The 13,894-nt window shown below is 65.1% G+C and carries 18 protein-coding genes; 13 read left to right on the top strand and 5 right to left on the bottom strand.

Annotation, left to right across the window (positions count from 1 at the left end; translation table 11 throughout):
* The coding region (locus A3E77_RS10910) for an inositol monophosphatase family protein (protein ID WP_293645787.1) at nt 1–301 on the bottom strand (301 nt) is incomplete at its 3' end.
* 116 nt (nt 302–417) lie between these two features.
* Here A3E77_RS10910 and A3E77_RS10915 point away from each other — a divergent pair.
* On the top strand, nt 418–960 hold the full coding sequence (locus A3E77_RS10915; protein ID WP_293645789.1) for a TetR/AcrR family transcriptional regulator: 543 nt from the start codon (nt 418–420) through the stop codon (nt 958–960).
* Nucleotides 961–1,000: 40 nt separating this feature from the next.
* Here A3E77_RS10915 and A3E77_RS10920 read toward each other — a convergent pair whose 3' ends face one another.
* Nucleotides 1,001–1,936, bottom strand: a complete 936-nt coding sequence (locus tag A3E77_RS10920; RefSeq protein WP_293645791.1) for a ribose-phosphate pyrophosphokinase — start codon at nt 1,934–1,936, stop codon at nt 1,001–1,003.
* A 155-nt stretch (nt 1,937–2,091) separates the two neighbouring features.
* Here A3E77_RS10920 and A3E77_RS10925 point away from each other — a divergent pair, with 155 nt between their 5' ends.
* From A3E77_RS10925 to rpmG, 6 genes are all read left to right on the top strand, one after another.
* Complete coding sequence (locus tag A3E77_RS10925; protein WP_293645793.1) at nt 2,092–3,768, top strand: NAD+ synthase; 1,677 nt, start codon at nt 2,092–2,094, stop codon at nt 3,766–3,768.
* Nucleotides 3,769–3,780: 12 nt separating this feature from the next.
* Nucleotides 3,781–4,200, top strand: a complete 420-nt coding sequence (locus A3E77_RS10930; RefSeq protein WP_293645795.1) for a DoxX family protein — start codon at nt 3,781–3,783, stop codon at nt 4,198–4,200.
* Between the two features lie 5 nt (nt 4,201–4,205).
* Nucleotides 4,206–4,409 (top strand): hypothetical protein, encoded by a 204-nt coding sequence (locus A3E77_RS10935; RefSeq protein ID WP_293645797.1) that lies wholly within the window; start codon nt 4,206–4,208, stop codon nt 4,407–4,409.
* Between the two features lie 33 nt (nt 4,410–4,442).
* Complete coding sequence (locus A3E77_RS10940; RefSeq protein ID WP_293645799.1) at nt 4,443–5,753, top strand: glutamate--tRNA ligase; 1,311 nt, start codon at nt 4,443–4,445, stop codon at nt 5,751–5,753.
* Between the two features lie 143 nt (nt 5,754–5,896).
* Nucleotides 5,897–6,631, top strand: a complete 735-nt coding sequence (locus A3E77_RS10945; RefSeq protein WP_293645801.1) for an energy transducer TonB — start codon at nt 5,897–5,899, stop codon at nt 6,629–6,631.
* Nucleotides 6,632–6,853: 222 nt separating this feature from the next.
* A complete protein-coding gene (rpmG, locus tag A3E77_RS10950) occupies nt 6,854–7,021 on the top strand; it encodes a 50S ribosomal protein L33 (protein ID WP_037515700.1) in 168 nt (55 codons plus the stop codon).
* A 342-nt stretch (nt 7,022–7,363) separates the two neighbouring features.
* Here rpmG and A3E77_RS10955 read toward each other — a convergent pair whose 3' ends face one another.
* A complete protein-coding gene (locus A3E77_RS10955; protein WP_293645803.1) occupies nt 7,364–7,726 on the bottom strand; it encodes a response regulator in 363 nt (120 codons plus the stop codon).
* A gap of 89 nt (nt 7,727–7,815) precedes the next feature.
* Here A3E77_RS10955 and A3E77_RS10960 point away from each other — a divergent pair, with 89 nt between their 5' ends.
* The 4 genes from A3E77_RS10960 to A3E77_RS10975 are packed head-to-tail and all read left to right on the top strand — an operon-like array spanning nt 7,816 to nt 10,356.
* The gene (locus A3E77_RS10960) at nt 7,816–8,079 is read left to right on the top strand and encodes a DUF3572 family protein (RefSeq protein WP_293645805.1); all 264 of its coding nucleotides are present in this window, start codon (nt 7,816–7,818) and stop codon (nt 8,077–8,079) included.
* A complete protein-coding gene (locus A3E77_RS10965) occupies nt 8,076–8,717 on the top strand; it encodes an HAD family hydrolase (protein WP_293645807.1) in 642 nt (213 codons plus the stop codon). The genes A3E77_RS10960 and A3E77_RS10965 overlap by 4 nt, the downstream gene beginning before the upstream one ends.
* Before the next feature lie 14 nt (nt 8,718–8,731).
* Nucleotides 8,732–9,196 (top strand): RidA family protein, encoded by a 465-nt coding sequence (locus A3E77_RS10970; protein ID WP_293645809.1) that lies wholly within the window; start codon nt 8,732–8,734, stop codon nt 9,194–9,196.
* Nucleotides 9,197–9,204: 8 nt separating this feature from the next.
* Nucleotides 9,205–10,356 carry a GNAT family N-acetyltransferase gene (locus A3E77_RS10975; protein WP_293645811.1) on the top strand — a complete coding sequence of 384 codons (1,152 nt, stop codon included), beginning with the start codon at nt 9,205–9,207 and terminating at the stop codon, nt 10,354–10,356.
* Between the two features lie 107 nt (nt 10,357–10,463).
* On the opposite strand, the gene A3E77_RS10980 is transcribed toward A3E77_RS10975, so the two are convergent.
* Together A3E77_RS10980 and panC are read right to left on the bottom strand one after the other, a co-directional pair.
* Nucleotides 10,464–10,778, bottom strand: coding sequence for an SEL1-like repeat protein (locus A3E77_RS10980; RefSeq protein ID WP_037515851.1), 315 nt, complete (start codon nt 10,776–10,778; stop codon nt 10,464–10,466).
* Nucleotides 10,779–10,919: 141 nt separating this feature from the next.
* On the bottom strand, nt 10,920–11,759 hold the full coding sequence (gene panC / locus A3E77_RS10985; protein WP_293645813.1) for a pantoate--beta-alanine ligase: 840 nt from the start codon (nt 11,757–11,759) through the stop codon (nt 10,920–10,922).
* A gap of 86 nt (nt 11,760–11,845) precedes the next feature.
* Here panC and A3E77_RS10990 point away from each other — a divergent pair, with 86 nt between their 5' ends.
* A complete protein-coding gene (locus tag A3E77_RS10990; RefSeq protein ID WP_293645815.1) occupies nt 11,846–12,655 on the top strand; it encodes a division plane positioning ATPase MipZ in 810 nt (269 codons plus the stop codon).
* 26 nt (nt 12,656–12,681) lie between these two features.
* Nucleotides 12,682–13,894: phosphoglucomutase/phosphomannomutase PgmG (pgmG, locus tag A3E77_RS10995; protein WP_293645817.1), on the top strand; the 1,213-nt coding region annotated here is incomplete at its 3' end.

Here is a 13,894-nt window from a genome sequence, read left to right on the forward strand (position 1 = left end):
GCGTCCCGAAGATCGGCCGCCCCGCCATGAAGCTGACCGTGCCGTCGATCGGGTCGAGCACCCATTGGCGCGAGGCGTCGGGACGCTCGGCGCCATATTCTTCGCCGATGATCCCGTCGCGCGGCGCCTCGGCATCGAGCAGGCGGCGCATCGCGGCTTCGGCGGCGCGATCGGCCTCGGTCACCGGGGATGCATCGGCCTTGGCCTCATGCGCAAAGGCAGCGCGGAACAGCGGACGGATCGCTTCGCCGGCAGCGTCGGCAAGCCGATTGGCGAGGTTGAGATCGGATGTGAGTGACATGGCGCTGCGCTAGCGCAGCGCGGCGCCCGCCGCCACCCCTGGCGCTTGCGCGCACGACCATATTCAGTTGATTATATCAATTTTACAAAATCAATATATTTTGTAAAATCGCCTCGATGACCGATCGCATTTCCGCCGATAATTTGCTGGCGCTCTTTGCGCGCACCGGATTCCGCAAGGCGTCGATGGAGGAGCTCGCCGCCGCGACCGGGGTGTCGCGCCAGGCGCTCTACAATCGTTTCGGATCGAAGGCCGCGCTCGCCGATTGGGCGATGCAATCGCTGATCGAAGCGTCGCTCGCCGCTGCGCTGCGCTGCCTTGCCAACCCCGCCGCCACACTCGTCGCGCGGCTGGCCGGAGCGCTCGATGCATGGGCCGGGCAGCATATGGCGATGCTCCGCGCGTCGCCGCACGGGATAGAGGTGGCGGTGATGGTCGCGCCCGACCCCGGCGATGCGGTGCGCGCAGCCGAACGCAAACTTGTCACCGCGATGGCGAATGCGATCCGGATGGGCGGGCCGGGCGCCGCGGTATCGCGCGCGGGCAGCATGGCTCAGGCGCTGTGCTGGACGGCAAAGGGGCTTGTCCACGCGGCGCCCGACCATGCGAGTTTCCGCCGTGAACTGGAGACGATCGTCGGCGCATTGCTTGCCCGCTGACAAGGCTCGCGAATGCGAACCGGCGCCGTCGATAATGCGATCAGTCGAAAAGCGAGGACACGCTCGATTCGTCGGCGATGCGCTTGATCGCTTCGCCGAGCAAAGGCGCGACGGTCAGCGCGCGGACCTTGCTGCTGTCGTTCACCGCATCGGTCGGCTGGATCGAATCGGTGATCACCAGCTCGGTCAGTTCGCTGGCATCGACACGCGCGACCGCACCGCCCGACAGCACGCCATGCGTGCAATAGGCGACAACACCCTCGGCGCCTGCGGCCTTCAACGCGGCAGCGGCGTTGCACAGCGTTCCGGCCGAATCGACGATATCGTCGATCAGGATGCAGAAGCGGCCCGAAACGTCGCCGATAATGTTCATCACTTCCGATTCGCCGGCGCGTTCACGGCGCTTGTCGACGATTGCGAGCGGCGCATTGTCGAGCCGCTTGGCGAGCGCGCGCGCGCGGACCACGCCGCCGACGTCGGGCGACACGACCATGAGGTTCTTGCCCGCAAAGCGCGCCTGGATGTCGGCGCTCATCACCGGCGCGGCGTAGAGATTGTCGGTCGGGATATCGAAGAAGCCCTGGATCTGCCCGGCGTGCAGGTCGATCGCGAGCACCCGGTCGGCGCCTGAGGTGGTGATCAGGTTTGCAACGAGTTTGGCCGAAATCGGCGTGCGCGGACCGGGTTTGCGGTCCTGGCGGGCATAGCCGAAATAGGGGACGACCGCCGTGATGCGCTTGGCCGACGCGCGGCGCAGCGCATCGTTGATGATGAGGAGTTCCATCAGATTGTCGTTCGCAGGGAAATTCGTCGGCTGGACGACGAAGACATCCTGGCCGCGGACATTCTCATGGATTTCGACGAAGACCTCTTCGTCCGCGAAACGGCGCACGCTGGTATCGGTCAGCGGCAATTCCAGATAGTCCGCAATCGCGCGGGCCAGGGGCAGGTTGCTGTTGCCGGAGATGAGTTTCATGGGGTGCGCGGCCCTTTCGCGGCGGATAGGATTGCGCGCCCCTTAGCCAGCGAGCGCCGATAGGGAAAGGGTCATCTTGCCTTTGCGCGGCCAAAGGAAGGAGCCGCCGCCGAATATTGTTTCAGTGGACCCGAAACCGCGGCTAAACGAGCGGCATGATCCAACAGCTTTCCATCGTCCTTTCCCAGATGACACAGGTCGTCGGCGACCTTGCCGCCAATGCGCAGGCAATGCGCGACGTGCGTGCGCGGCACCGGGGCGCCGACCTGATCCTGTACCCCGAACTTCAGCTGATCGGATATCCGCCCGAGGATCTGGTGCTGAAACCAGCGCTGGCGGACCGCGCCGCGACGATGCTTGCCGAGCTGGCCGCCGAAACGGCTGACGGCGGCCCCGCGATGCTCGTCGGCTCGGTCGAGCGCGGCCAGAATGTCGATGGAAGCGAGGTGCTGTATAATATCGTCGCCCTGCTCGACGGCGGCAAAATCATTGCGACCCGGCGCAAGCATGAACTGCCCAATTACGGCACCTTCGACGAAAAGCGCATCTTTGTCCCCGGGCCGCTGCCCGATATTGTCGAATGGCGCGGCGTGAAGCTGGGGCTGCCGATCTGTGAGGATGGCTGGCTGCCGAAAGTCAGCGCGCACCTGGCCGCGCAGGGCGCCGAATTGCTGATCTCGGTCAACGGCAGCCCGTATGAAATCGACAAGGACGAGCGTCGCTTGACGCAAGTGTTCGCAAGCCGTGTCTCGGAAACGAAGCTTCCGCTCATCTTTCTCAACCGCATTGGCGGGCAGGACGAAATCGTGTTCGACGGCTGTTCGTTCGTGCTGAACGACGATGGTTCGACCGCGCACCGGCTGACCGATTGGGAAGGCGAAGAGCGGGTGACGCACTGGACCAACCGCGGCGACGGGCGCTGGGTATGCGACGCGGGCGCGATCGCCGAATGGGAAGCGCATCCCGCCGACATCTACAGCGCGATGATCCTGAGCCTGCGCGACTATGTCGAACGCAACCGCTTCCCCGGCGTCGTGCTCGGGCTGTCGGGCGGGATCGATTCGGCCATCTGCGCCGCAATCGCGGCCGACGCGCTGGGGCCGGACAAGGTGTGGTGCGTGATGCTGCCGAGCCGCTTTACCAGCCAGGAAAGCCTCGACGATGCGGCGGGCTGCGCGAAGATGATCGGATGCCGGCTCGACACAATTCCCATCGCGCCGGCGGTCGAGGCGTTCGACACGATGCTGGCGGGCAGCTTCGCCGACAGGGACGTCGATATCACCGAGGAGAATGTCCAGTCGCGCATCCGCGGCGTCACGCTGATGGCGCTCAGCAACAAATTCGGCCCGATGCTGCTGACGACGGGCAACAAGAGCGAGATGAGCGTCGGCTATGCGACCATCTATGGCGACATGGCGGGCGGATACAACCCGCTGAAGGACGCCTATAAGATGACGGTGTTCGCTCTCGCCGAATGGCGCAACGCGAACGTCCCGCGCCTGTCGCGCAACCCCGTGACGCCGGTGATGCCAAGCACCATCATCACCAAGCCGCCGAGCGCGGAGCTGCGTCCCGACCAGAAGGATGAGGACAGCCTGCCGCCCTATGTGGACCTCGATCGGATGCTCCACATGCTCGTCGAGGAAGAAGCGAGCGTCGACGATGTGGTGGCGCGCCACGGGTTCGACCGCGATGCCGTCGTGCGGATCGAACGGTTGCTGATGCTCGCTGAATATAAGCGCCGCCAGGCACCGCCGGGGGTCAAATTGTCGACGCGCAATTTCGGGCGCGACCGGCGCTATCCGATCACCCATGCGTTCCGAACGGGATAGGGGGAGGGGATCATGGCTTTGATCGGACCGGCGGCACCGGCGGCGCGCGCCGCGCTGGCGTTCGAGGCGCTGCGCATCGCCGTGGCGATCCTCATCCTGATCCACGGCACCTACCGACTCGCGGCCGGACTGGTCGAACCGTTCGGGACGTGGCTGGACAGCCTTGGCTTTCCCTTCGGCTATGGCTGGGCGATGGCGGTGACGCTGTACGAGCTGGTCGGCCCCGCGCTGATGCTGGCGCGCCGCTGGACCAGCCTCGCCGCGCTCGGCCACGCCGGCATATTGACGCTCGGCCTGATCCTCGTCCACCTGCCCGCGGGCTGGTTCGTCGTCGGCGGCGGGCGCAACGGCATGGAATATAGCGTCCTGCTGATCGTTTCGCTGCTCGCGATTGCCTGGGCGTTTTGGCCGGTGCGCCGCGGGCAAGGCTGACCAGCGTGGCGAACTGGCTCACCGGGATCGGCTATGCGCTGTCGATTTGCAGCGTGGCCCTGCTCGCATGGGTCGCATGGCCGGGGCCCGGCGAAAATCGCACGCTGATTGCGGCGATCATCGCGGGCTCGGTGCTTTCGGTGATCGGCATGGCGCTGCGCTGGGCGGCGCATATCGTGCAGAACCGCAAGATTGAGGAAGATAACTGACGGCGGCCGAATATGCGGTTATAGGCGCCGCCCATGACTGTCGTGACCCGCTTCGCCCCTTCGCCGACCGGCACCCTCCACGTCGGCAATGTCCGCACTGCGCTGCATAACTGGCTGTGGGCGCGGAAATATGGCGGGCGGTTCCTGTTGCGCATCGACGACACCGATCTCGACCGATCGAAAGAGGAATATGTCGATGCGATTCGTGCGGACCTTGCCTGGCTGGGTTTCGATATCGATGGCGAGGAGCGGCAGTCGGCCCGCTTCGCGCTTTACGAGGCCGAGTTCGACAGGCTGAAGGCCGCGGGGCGCGTCTACGCCTGTTATGAAACCCCCGAAGAACTCGATATTCGCCGCAAAGTGCTGCTGTCGCGCGGGCTGCCGCCGGTCTATGAACGCAAGCCCGCCGATGCGCCGGTGCCCGACGGCATCCCACCGCACTGGCGCTTCCGGCTCGACCATGATGCGCCGATCGAGTGGGTCGATATGGTTCGTGGAATCCAGCATTTTGAACCGAAAACCATGTCCGACCCCGTGGTGCGCCGTGCCGATGGCAGCTGGCTCTACCTCCTCCCGAGTGTCATCGACGATATTGCGATGGGGGTCAGCCATGTCGTGCGCGGCGAGGATCATGTGTCGAACACCGCGGCGCAGATCCAGATGTTCGACGCGCTTGGCGCGCCGCCGCCCGCTTTTGCGCACGAAGCGCTGCTCGTCGGGACCGAGGGGAAATTGTCGAAGCGGCTGGGTTCGCTCGGGATGGAGAGCCTGCGCGACGCCGGAATTGAACCGATCGCGCTCGCTGCCCTGCTCGCGCGGTTGGGGACAAGCGATCCCGTTGAACCGGTGACATCGCTCGCACCGCTGATCGAGAGTATCGATTTCGGCCGCTTCGGCCGTGCGCCGGCGCGTTTCGACGAAGCCGAACTCGCGTTGCTGAACCAGAAGATATTGCACCACACCGACCATGATGCGGTCGTGCATCGTTTGCCCCCTGCGATCACGGCGCCGCGCTGGCACGCGATTCGTCCCAATCTGCTGACGGTTGCCGAGGCGGCCGATTGGGTGCCGGTGTTCGACGGTCCGTTTACGCCGCCGCCCACCGATGCGGCCGACCGTCCGGTGATGGCTGCCGCGGCTACCGCGGTGCCCGGCATCGATTGGGGTGCCGATCCCTGGCACGCGCTGACCGCGGCGGTGAAGGAGGCGACGGGCGCCAAGGGGCGCGCCCTGTTTCTGCCGCTTCGCCGTGCGCTCACTGGCCGTGACCATGGTCCCGACATGGCCGAACTGTTGCCGCTGATCGCGAAGGACGAGGCGGTGGCGCGGCTGTCCGCCGCCTGATATCGCGCCGTGCATGGCTTTCGATCTTGCCTACCAATGCGCTTGACAAAATAAGTGATGTTATAATATCACGTCAATGGACCTGGCCGATAGCAATGGTCGGAAAGCCGCGAGGCCGGGTCGCACAGGCAAGGAGAGATGCCATGACTCTGATCCCGTTGATGTCCGCTATCATCGCCGCCCCCGATGCGACCCCGGCGCCCGTTGGTGCGCCCGCGATGCCGCCCCGCAACAGCTATGGCTCGGGCAACCGCCACCGGCCGGTCGCGGCGTTGCTGGCGGTGGGTTTGCCCATCGCGCTGGTCGCCGCGGTTGCGTTGTCGCCGATGGTCATGGAGTCCAAGCCGCGGACCGAGCCGTTGATCGGCACGATCATCAAACTGCCCAAACCGCCGCCGCCGCCGCCCGAAGCCGTCGAAGATGCCAAGCCGACCCCAAAGGCTTCGTCGGCGACCGACAGCGTCGATCCGCTGGTCAAGACGGTGCCGCTCAACACCGATTTTGTCGAAAAGGGGCCGGTCATCGTGGATCTGCCGCCGATCGACCCGGGACCGCCTGTCCGCCCGGCCGATCCGCCGCCGCCGCCCAAGCTGGTTCTGGCCGAGCTCGATCCGCGGTTCGCGGGATCGTTCCAGCCCGATTATCCGGCGAGCGAGCAGCGCCGCGAGGTCGAAGGGATGGCAAAGGTCCGCATCCTCATCGGCACCGACGGGCGCGTGAAGGCGGTCGAACTGGTCAGCACCGACAGCCCCGGCTTTTTCGAGGAGACGAAACGCCGCGCGCTCGCCAAATGGCGTTTCAGGCCCGCGACCCGCGGCGGCGTTGCCGAGGAAAGCTGGAAGGTGATGACGGTGCGTTTCGAGATCAGGAACGGCTGACGGCGCGAATCGCCGACCCCGCGGGCGGGCGGCCCATATTGCCGCCCGCCCGTTCCTTTCGCTTGACAGAAAGGCCGAATCCCGCCAAAGGCGCCCGGATATTGAGAGGCAGCGCGGCGTCGCGCGGCCCTTTCATGTTTTTCACACCAACGTCGGGGCCCCTAGTCCCGCCGCATCCACCGGATCTCCGGCGGATGTGCAGTTACTTCGAGGAACAGGGCCATGGCTAAGCCGACGACCGTCAAGATCAAGCTGGTGAGCACCGCCGACACGGGCTTTTTCTATGTCACCAAAAAGAACCCGCGCACGATGACCGAAAAAATGTCGGTGCGCAAATATGACCCGCGTGTCCGCAAGCATGTCGAGTTCAAGGAAGCCAAGATCAAGTGACGCATTTTCCCCATGCGCTGAATGCGCGTGGGACGGAAATGCGTCATCCCCGCGAAGGGTGATCGGAGGCGCGTGACTCCGAAAACGATCCAGAAGGGCGGCCCCGTGCCGCCCTTTTTCGTGCGCGTTTGATAGTCTGCTTTGGGGTGGGAAGCGGACGTTCGCTCCGCCCTCTCGTCACCCCGGATCAAGTCCAGCGTGACGAGAATGGATAGGTTCGTGTCCGGTCGCAAGCCGACGCACCTCTGTGTCCGTTCGTGTCGAGCGACGCCGTGGGGCATCTCGACTTGGCACGATGCGGACGGGTTATCGGCGCGGCGCGCGCGCGGCCGACATCCGCGCTCAGGCGAAAGCGCCGACGCTTTCGATGAACTTGATCACCGAAATCGGTTTCGAGACATAGGCTTCGGCCCCGGCGGCGCGGATCTGTTCCTCGTCGCCTTTCCCGGCATAGGCGGTCACCGCTATGATCGGCACCGCGCGCAAGGTCAGGTCGGCTTTCATCTGGCCGATCAGTTCGAGCCCGCTGACGTGCGGCAGTTGAATGTCCATGATGATCAGGTCGGGCGCGATTTCGCGCGCCTTCGCCAGCGCGTCGCGCCCGTCGCGCACCGGGTGCGCGCTGTAACCATGCGCATTGAGCAGGTCGCAGAACAGGCGGAGGTTAAGTTCATTATCCTCGACGACCAGGATGGTCTTGCCCATGTTGCTTGTGTTCCCCACCTTGCGTCCGCGGCCCGTTTAGGCGAATCGGCCGCACGACACAATTGCATCGCGACGAAGGGGTTTGTGACTTGGATGATGGCGATGCCGCGCTGGCGCTTCGGGCGCTCGGCTGGATCTTGAGCGACGAACCGCGTGCCGAACGGCTGCTCGGCCTGACCGGACTTGCGCCGGGCGAATTGCGCGCCTCGCTGGGTGAACAGGCGACACTTGCGGCGATCCTGTCGTTCCTCTCGGGCCATGAAAACGACCTTGTGGCGTGCGCCGATGCGTTGCAGGTGCCGCCTGCCAGCATCGCAGCCGCGGCGCAAAGACTGGAAGGAACCACCGCATGACCCGTCCCCTCGTCATCACCGATTGCGACGAGGTGCTGATGCACATGGTCGTCCCTTTCGCCGAATGGGTCGACGCCGAACATGGGGTGATCTTCCGCATCGAGGACGCCAGCTTTGCGAGCGCGCTGAAGCGCAAGGAATGCGGCACGCCGCTGGAAGCGGCCGAGGTGTGGCCCTTGCTCGACGGTTTTTTCCGAAAGGAGATGACGCGCCAATATCCGATCCCCGGTGCGCTCGCGGCGATGGCGGCGATCGGCGCGGAGGCGGATATCGTCGTCCTCACCAATGTTGGCCCCGAGCACCAGCAGGCGCGCGTCGAACAGCTCGCGCTGCATGATTTTCACGCGCTCGTCGTCGGCAGCCGCGGCGGCAAGGGCGATCCGGTGCGCCGCCTGATCGAGCAGTACCAGCCCTCGGTCGCGGTGTTCATCGACGATCTGGCCGGTCATCACACGTCGGTTGCAGAGGCCGCGCCCGAAGTGTGGCGGCTCCACTTCGTCGGCGAGCCGGCGATCGCCGACAAGATTGCGCCGGCGAAACACGCCCATGCGCGTATCGACGACTGGACGGCGGCGCAGCACTGGATATTGGCGCGTCTCGCCGAAAACATCCCCGCCCCGGCCCCCGAGCCGGTCTAACAAGGACAGACCCGATGGATATCACCACCAAACTCGCCGAGCTCGGCCTCGAACTCCCCAAACCCGCCGCGCCGGTCGCGGCCTATGTGCCCGTCGTCGAGCATGGCGGCCTGCTCTATGTCAGCGGTCAGCTGCCTTTTCGCGACGGACAGGTCGTGACCGGCCGCCTCGGCGACGATGTCGATGTGGCGGGCGGGCAGGACGCCGCGCAGCGCGTCGCGCTGATGCTCGTCGCGCAGATCGGACAGGCACTCGGCGGCGACTGGTCGCGCATCGAACGAGTCGTGAAGCTAGGCGTGTTCGTGAACAGCGCCCCCGACTTTACCGACCAGGCAAAGGTCGCCAACGGCGCGTCGGACCTGTTCGAGGCGCTGTTCGGCGATGCCGGCCGCCATGCGCGCGCCGCGGTCGGCGTCGCGGTGCTGCCGCTCGGCGCGGCGGTCGAGGCTGACGCGATCGTCGCGGTGAAGCCTGCCTAAGCACGCCGGTGGCTGAAGCCGACCCGCCTGGACGGACGATCTCGCTCGGGACGGGCGTCGCCGCGATTGACGCGGCCGCGTGGGATGCGCTGCACGATGGCGGCAATCCGTTCGTCGGCCACGCCTTCCTGTCGTTGCTGGAGGAATCGGGCAGCGTCGGGCCGGGGACTGGCTGGCAGGCCGCGCCCCTGCTCGTCGAGGATTCGGGTGGCGCGCTGGTGGCAGCGGCGCCCGCCTATCTCAAGGCGCACAGCCAGGGCGAATATGTTTTCGATCATGCGTGGGCCGATGCGTGGGCGCGGGCGGGCGGCGACTATTATCCCAAGCTGCAGATCGCGGTGCCCTTCACCCCGGTGCCGGGGCCGCGCCTGCTGGCGAGGCGCGACGACGATGCGCTGTTACTGCTCCGCGCCGCCGAGGCGGTGGTGCGCCAAAATGGTCTTTCATCGGCGCACGCGACTTTTGTCGCGCCCGACCAGATGCCGCTGTTCGAGGAAGCGGGCTGGCTCGTTCGCCGCGATATCCAGTTCCATTTCGCGAACGACGGCTATGCCGGCTTCGACGATTTCCTCGGCACGCTGAATTCGCAAAAACGCAAGCAATTGCGCAAGGAACGCCTCCGCGCGGTCGAGGGCCTGCGGATCGAGCAACTGACGGGCGACGCCATCGGTCCCGAACATTGGGACGCGATGTGGCTTTTCTATCAGGACACGGGCGCACGCAAATGGGGACATCCCTATCTCACACGCGAAGCCTTCGACCTGATGGGCGCGACGATGGCGGACAGGATCATCCTGCTGATCGCTTATGACGCCGAAGAGCGGCCGGTTGCGGGCGCGCTGCACTTCCTTGGCGCCGACACGCTATATGGTCGCTATTGGGGCTGCCAGGTCGACATTCCCTTTTTGCATTTCGAGCTATGCTATTACCGCGCGATCGACATCGCGATCGAGCATGGCCTTGCCCGCGTCGAGGCGGGCGCGCAGGGTGGGCACAAGCTGGCGCGCGGCTATGGCCCCGTTGCTACCTGGTCGGCGCATTATATTGCCGATCCGGGCTTTCGCCGCGCGGTGGCCGGTTTTCTAGAACAGGAACGCCGCGCCGAAGAATCGGAAATGCAATGGCTGGAAGGGCACACGCCCTTCAAGCGGAAGGAATAGGCGGTATCCTTTTTCGTCACCCCGAACCTGATCCGGGGGCCAAGCTTTGTCGCCTGGCTGGATTCCGGACCAAGTCCGGAATGACGAAGGGACGAAGTCGAAAAGAATCAGGCGGCGAAGCGGCGAGCGGCGGGACGGCGCGCTGTCTCGTCGAGCCAGGCCCGCGCCTGCCGCTGCGCCTCGGCGATTTCGTCGCGTGACATTTCGTCCGACAGGTCGGCGCGGCACTGCTGGCCTTCGATATTGCCGCCGAGCGCGGCGAGATTGAACCATTTATGCGCCTGGATCAGGTCGACATCGACCCCGCCGGTGCCGGTCGAAAAAGCGATACCGAGATCGAAATAGGCATTGGCGTCGCCGCGGGCGGCGTCGAGCAAGCGGCTCTCGATCAGATATTGGGCAGACTTCAGACTGTTCGCCATGATAACCCCCTTTGCCTCCACCCCACATGGAGACCTCGGGGCCCAAATTTGCGGTTTATGGTCAACAAAACGTTAACGGCAGCGCGACTTTTTTGTGGATATTGCGCAAAGCCCCCAGAAATTGGCGGTTCCCGACGTTAATCAACCGATTGGAAGATTGTCGATCAACCGCGTTTTTCCGATCCGCGCCGCCGCCAGAAGCCGTGCTGGTGGGCGCAAGGCACCCAGCCGTTCGAGGCTGTCGGCGTCGGCGACCGCGACATAATCGACGCTGTCGAAGCCGCCGCTGACGATCGCCGCCTCGGCCTTGGCAAGAGCTTCGGGGACATCGCCGCCGCTCGCAATCGCTTTGGCCGCAGCGTTCAGCGCGCGCGGAAATGCGGTTGCCGCCGCGCGCTGTTCGGGTGACAGATAGGCATTGCGCGACGACAGCGCGAGGCCGTCGGTGTCGCGCGCGATCGGCGCGCCCAATATGTCGATCGCGAAGTCCAGGTCACGTGCCATGCGGCGGATGATCGCAAGTTGCTGCCAGTCCTTTTCGCCGAAGATGGCGACGTCGGGGCGCACCTGGTTGAACAATTTGGCGACGACGGTCGCAACGCCGTCGAAATGGCCGGGGCGCGCCGCGCCGCAATAATCCGCGCCGAGTTCGGCAACCTCGATATGCGTGTTGTGGCCGCCGGGGTACATCGTGCCGACATCGGGCGCCCAGAGGAGTGCGGTGCCTTCCTGCGCCAGCATCGCGGCGTCGCGCGCCTCGTCGCGCGGATAGGCGTCGAAATCCTCGTTCGGGCCGAACTGGGTCGGGTTGACGAAGATCGACACGACGGCGTGATCGGCGACACGTTTTGCCATGCGGACGAGCGAAAGATGGCCGTCGTGCAGCGAGCCCATCGTCGGCACCAGCGCGACGCTTTTGCCCCCTTGCTTCAGTGCCGTCACGGCACGGTGCAGCATCGCGATGTCACGGATGATTTGCACGGTTGGTCGCCCTCCGATATTGGCGCGACTATATCACTTCGCGCGACGGCCGCCCATGCCGCGCAAACAGGAAAATCGCAACGCTCATGACGACGCCCGCACCGCACCGCATCATCTTTGCCAATGAAAAGGGCGGAACGGGCAAATCGACCTGCGCCGTGCATTTCGCGGTGGCGCTGGCGAGCCAGGGCTGGCGCGTCGCCGGGATCGACCTCGATCCGCGTCAGCGCACTTTCCACCGCTATCTGGAGAATCGCCAGAACACCGAAAAGCGCCGTGACATCGTGTTGCCTACCCCGCGCTTCGAGGTGTTCGAGGGCACAACGATCGAAGAACTCGACGAACAGGTCGCCCGGCTGAGCCAGGACGCCGATTATCTGATCGCCGACACCCCCGGCCGCGACGACGTTTTTGCCCGCCACCTCGCGACAAGCGCCGACACGCTGGTCACCCCGATCAACGACAGTTTCATCGATTTCGACCTGATCGGACAAGTCGATCCCGAAACGTTTCAGGTTACGCGCCCCAGCTTTTATTCCGAGCTGATCTGGGACACGCGCAAGACGCGCGCCAAGACCGACGGGCGGACGATCGACTGGATCATCCTGCGCAACCGCCTCCAGCATGTCGATGCGCACAATATGCGCCGTGTCGGCGAGGCGCTGACCCAATTGTCGCGCCGTGTCGGTTTTCGCGTCATCCCCGGCCTCGGCGAGCGCGTGATCTATCGCGAACTGTTCCCCGCAGGCCTTACCCTGCTCGACAAGGCGCACCTTGGCGGCATGGGGATCGGCCATGTCGTCGCGCGGCAGGAACTGCGCGAAGCGATGGGGGGCTTGAACCTGCCGGCGCGCGAGCGGTTCCATCCCGACGGCGACCTGTTCGCCGCCGCCTGACCTCCCCTCTTCCCACAGGATCCGCCATGACCCATGTTTTCCATCCTACCATGCTGCGCGAATATGACATTCGCGGCGTCGTCGGCGACACGCTGTCCGCGGCTGACGCCAACGCGATCGGGCGCAGCTTCGCGACGTTGATCCGCCGGGCGGGGGGCAGGCGGATCGCGGTCGGTTACGACGGGCGGCTGTCGTCGCCGATGCTGGCCGACGCGCTGATCGCCGGGATCAACGCCGCGGGCATCGATGCGCTGAACGTCGGGCTGGGGCCGACGCCGATGCTCTATTACGCCGCGTCAACGCAGCAGGTGGATGGCGGCATACAGATAACCGGCAGCCACAATCCCCCCGACTATAATGGTTTCAAGATGGTGTTTCAGGGGCGCCCCTTTTTCGGCGCCGATATTCAGCGGATCGGCGAAATGGCCGCCGCCGCCGACTGGGATAGCGGAGAAGGAACGGCGGAGAGCATCGACATCGTCGACGCTTATGTCGACCGGCTGGTCGAAGGTTTCGCGGGGCGCGGCTTCCGGATCGGCTGGGATGCCGGGAACGGTGCTGCGGGCACGGTTATCGAAAAGCTGACCGCGCGCTTGCCGGGTGAACATCACCTGCTTTTCACCGATATCGACGGCCATTTCCCGAACCACCATCCCGATCCCACCGAGGAAAAGAATCTGGCGGATCTCAGAAAGCTCGTCGCGGACAAGCGCCTCGATTTCGGCGTCGCTTTCGATGGAGACGGCGATCGTATCGGCGCGATTGACGGCGAAGGCCGGGTGATCTGGGGTGACCAACTGCTGCAAATCTATGCCGCCGCGGCACTCCGCGACCTGCCGGGGGCGACGGTTATCGCCGATGTGAAGGCCAGCCAGGCCCTGTTCGACCGCGTCGCCGAACTGGGCGGAAAGCCGCTGATGTGGAAAACCGGGCACAGCCTGATCAAGGCGAAGATGAAGGAAACCGGCAGTCCGCTGGCCGGCGAGATGAGCGGGCATATCTTCTTCGCCGATCGCTATTATGGCTATGACGACGCGCCCTATGCCGCGGTGCGGCTGATCGAGGCGGCGACGGCGCTCGGACAGAGCGTCACCGAATTGCGCGGCCAGATGGCGCCGATGGTCAACACCCCCGAACTGCGCTTCCAGGTCGACGAGGTGCGCAAATTCGCCATTGTAGACGAGGTTCTCGACCGACTGGCCGAATCGGGCGCGCAGGTCGACCGCACCGACGGCGCGC

It is taken from the genome of Sphingopyxis sp. RIFCSPHIGHO2_12_FULL_65_19, assembly GCF_001830555.1.
GTDB lineage: Bacteria > Pseudomonadota > Alphaproteobacteria > Sphingomonadales > Sphingomonadaceae > Sphingopyxis.

What these genes read in the sequence shown, in the direction of transcription:
- A3E77_RS10915 (WP_293645789.1), top strand. Translation starts at nt 418, where the DNA reads ATGACCGATCGCATTTCCGCCGATAATTTGCTGGCGCTCTTTGCGCGC.
- A3E77_RS10920 (WP_293645791.1), bottom strand. Translation starts at nt 1,936, where the DNA reads ATGAAACTCATCTCCGGCAACAGCAACCTGCCCCTGGCCCGCGCGATT.
- A3E77_RS10925 (WP_293645793.1), top strand. Translation starts at nt 2,092, where the DNA reads ATGATCCAACAGCTTTCCATCGTCCTTTCCCAGATGACACAGGTCGTC.
- A3E77_RS10930 (WP_293645795.1), top strand. Translation starts at nt 3,781, where the DNA reads ATGGCTTTGATCGGACCGGCGGCACCGGCGGCGCGCGCCGCGCTGGCG.
- A3E77_RS10940 (WP_293645799.1), top strand. Translation starts at nt 4,443, where the DNA reads ATGACTGTCGTGACCCGCTTCGCCCCTTCGCCGACCGGCACCCTCCAC.
- A3E77_RS10945 (WP_293645801.1), top strand. Translation starts at nt 5,897, where the DNA reads ATGACTCTGATCCCGTTGATGTCCGCTATCATCGCCGCCCCCGATGCG.
- rpmG (WP_037515700.1), top strand. Translation starts at nt 6,854, where the DNA reads ATGGCTAAGCCGACGACCGTCAAGATCAAGCTGGTGAGCACCGCCGAC.
- A3E77_RS10955 (WP_293645803.1), bottom strand. Translation starts at nt 7,726, where the DNA reads ATGGGCAAGACCATCCTGGTCGTCGAGGATAATGAACTTAACCTCCGC.
- A3E77_RS10965 (WP_293645807.1), top strand. Translation starts at nt 8,076, where the DNA reads ATGACCCGTCCCCTCGTCATCACCGATTGCGACGAGGTGCTGATGCAC.
- A3E77_RS10970 (WP_293645809.1), top strand. Translation starts at nt 8,732, where the DNA reads ATGGATATCACCACCAAACTCGCCGAGCTCGGCCTCGAACTCCCCAAA.
- A3E77_RS10980 (WP_037515851.1), bottom strand. Translation starts at nt 10,778, where the DNA reads ATGGCGAACAGTCTGAAGTCTGCCCAATATCTGATCGAGAGCCGCTTG.
- A3E77_RS10990 (WP_293645815.1), top strand. Translation starts at nt 11,846, where the DNA reads ATGACGACGCCCGCACCGCACCGCATCATCTTTGCCAATGAAAAGGGC.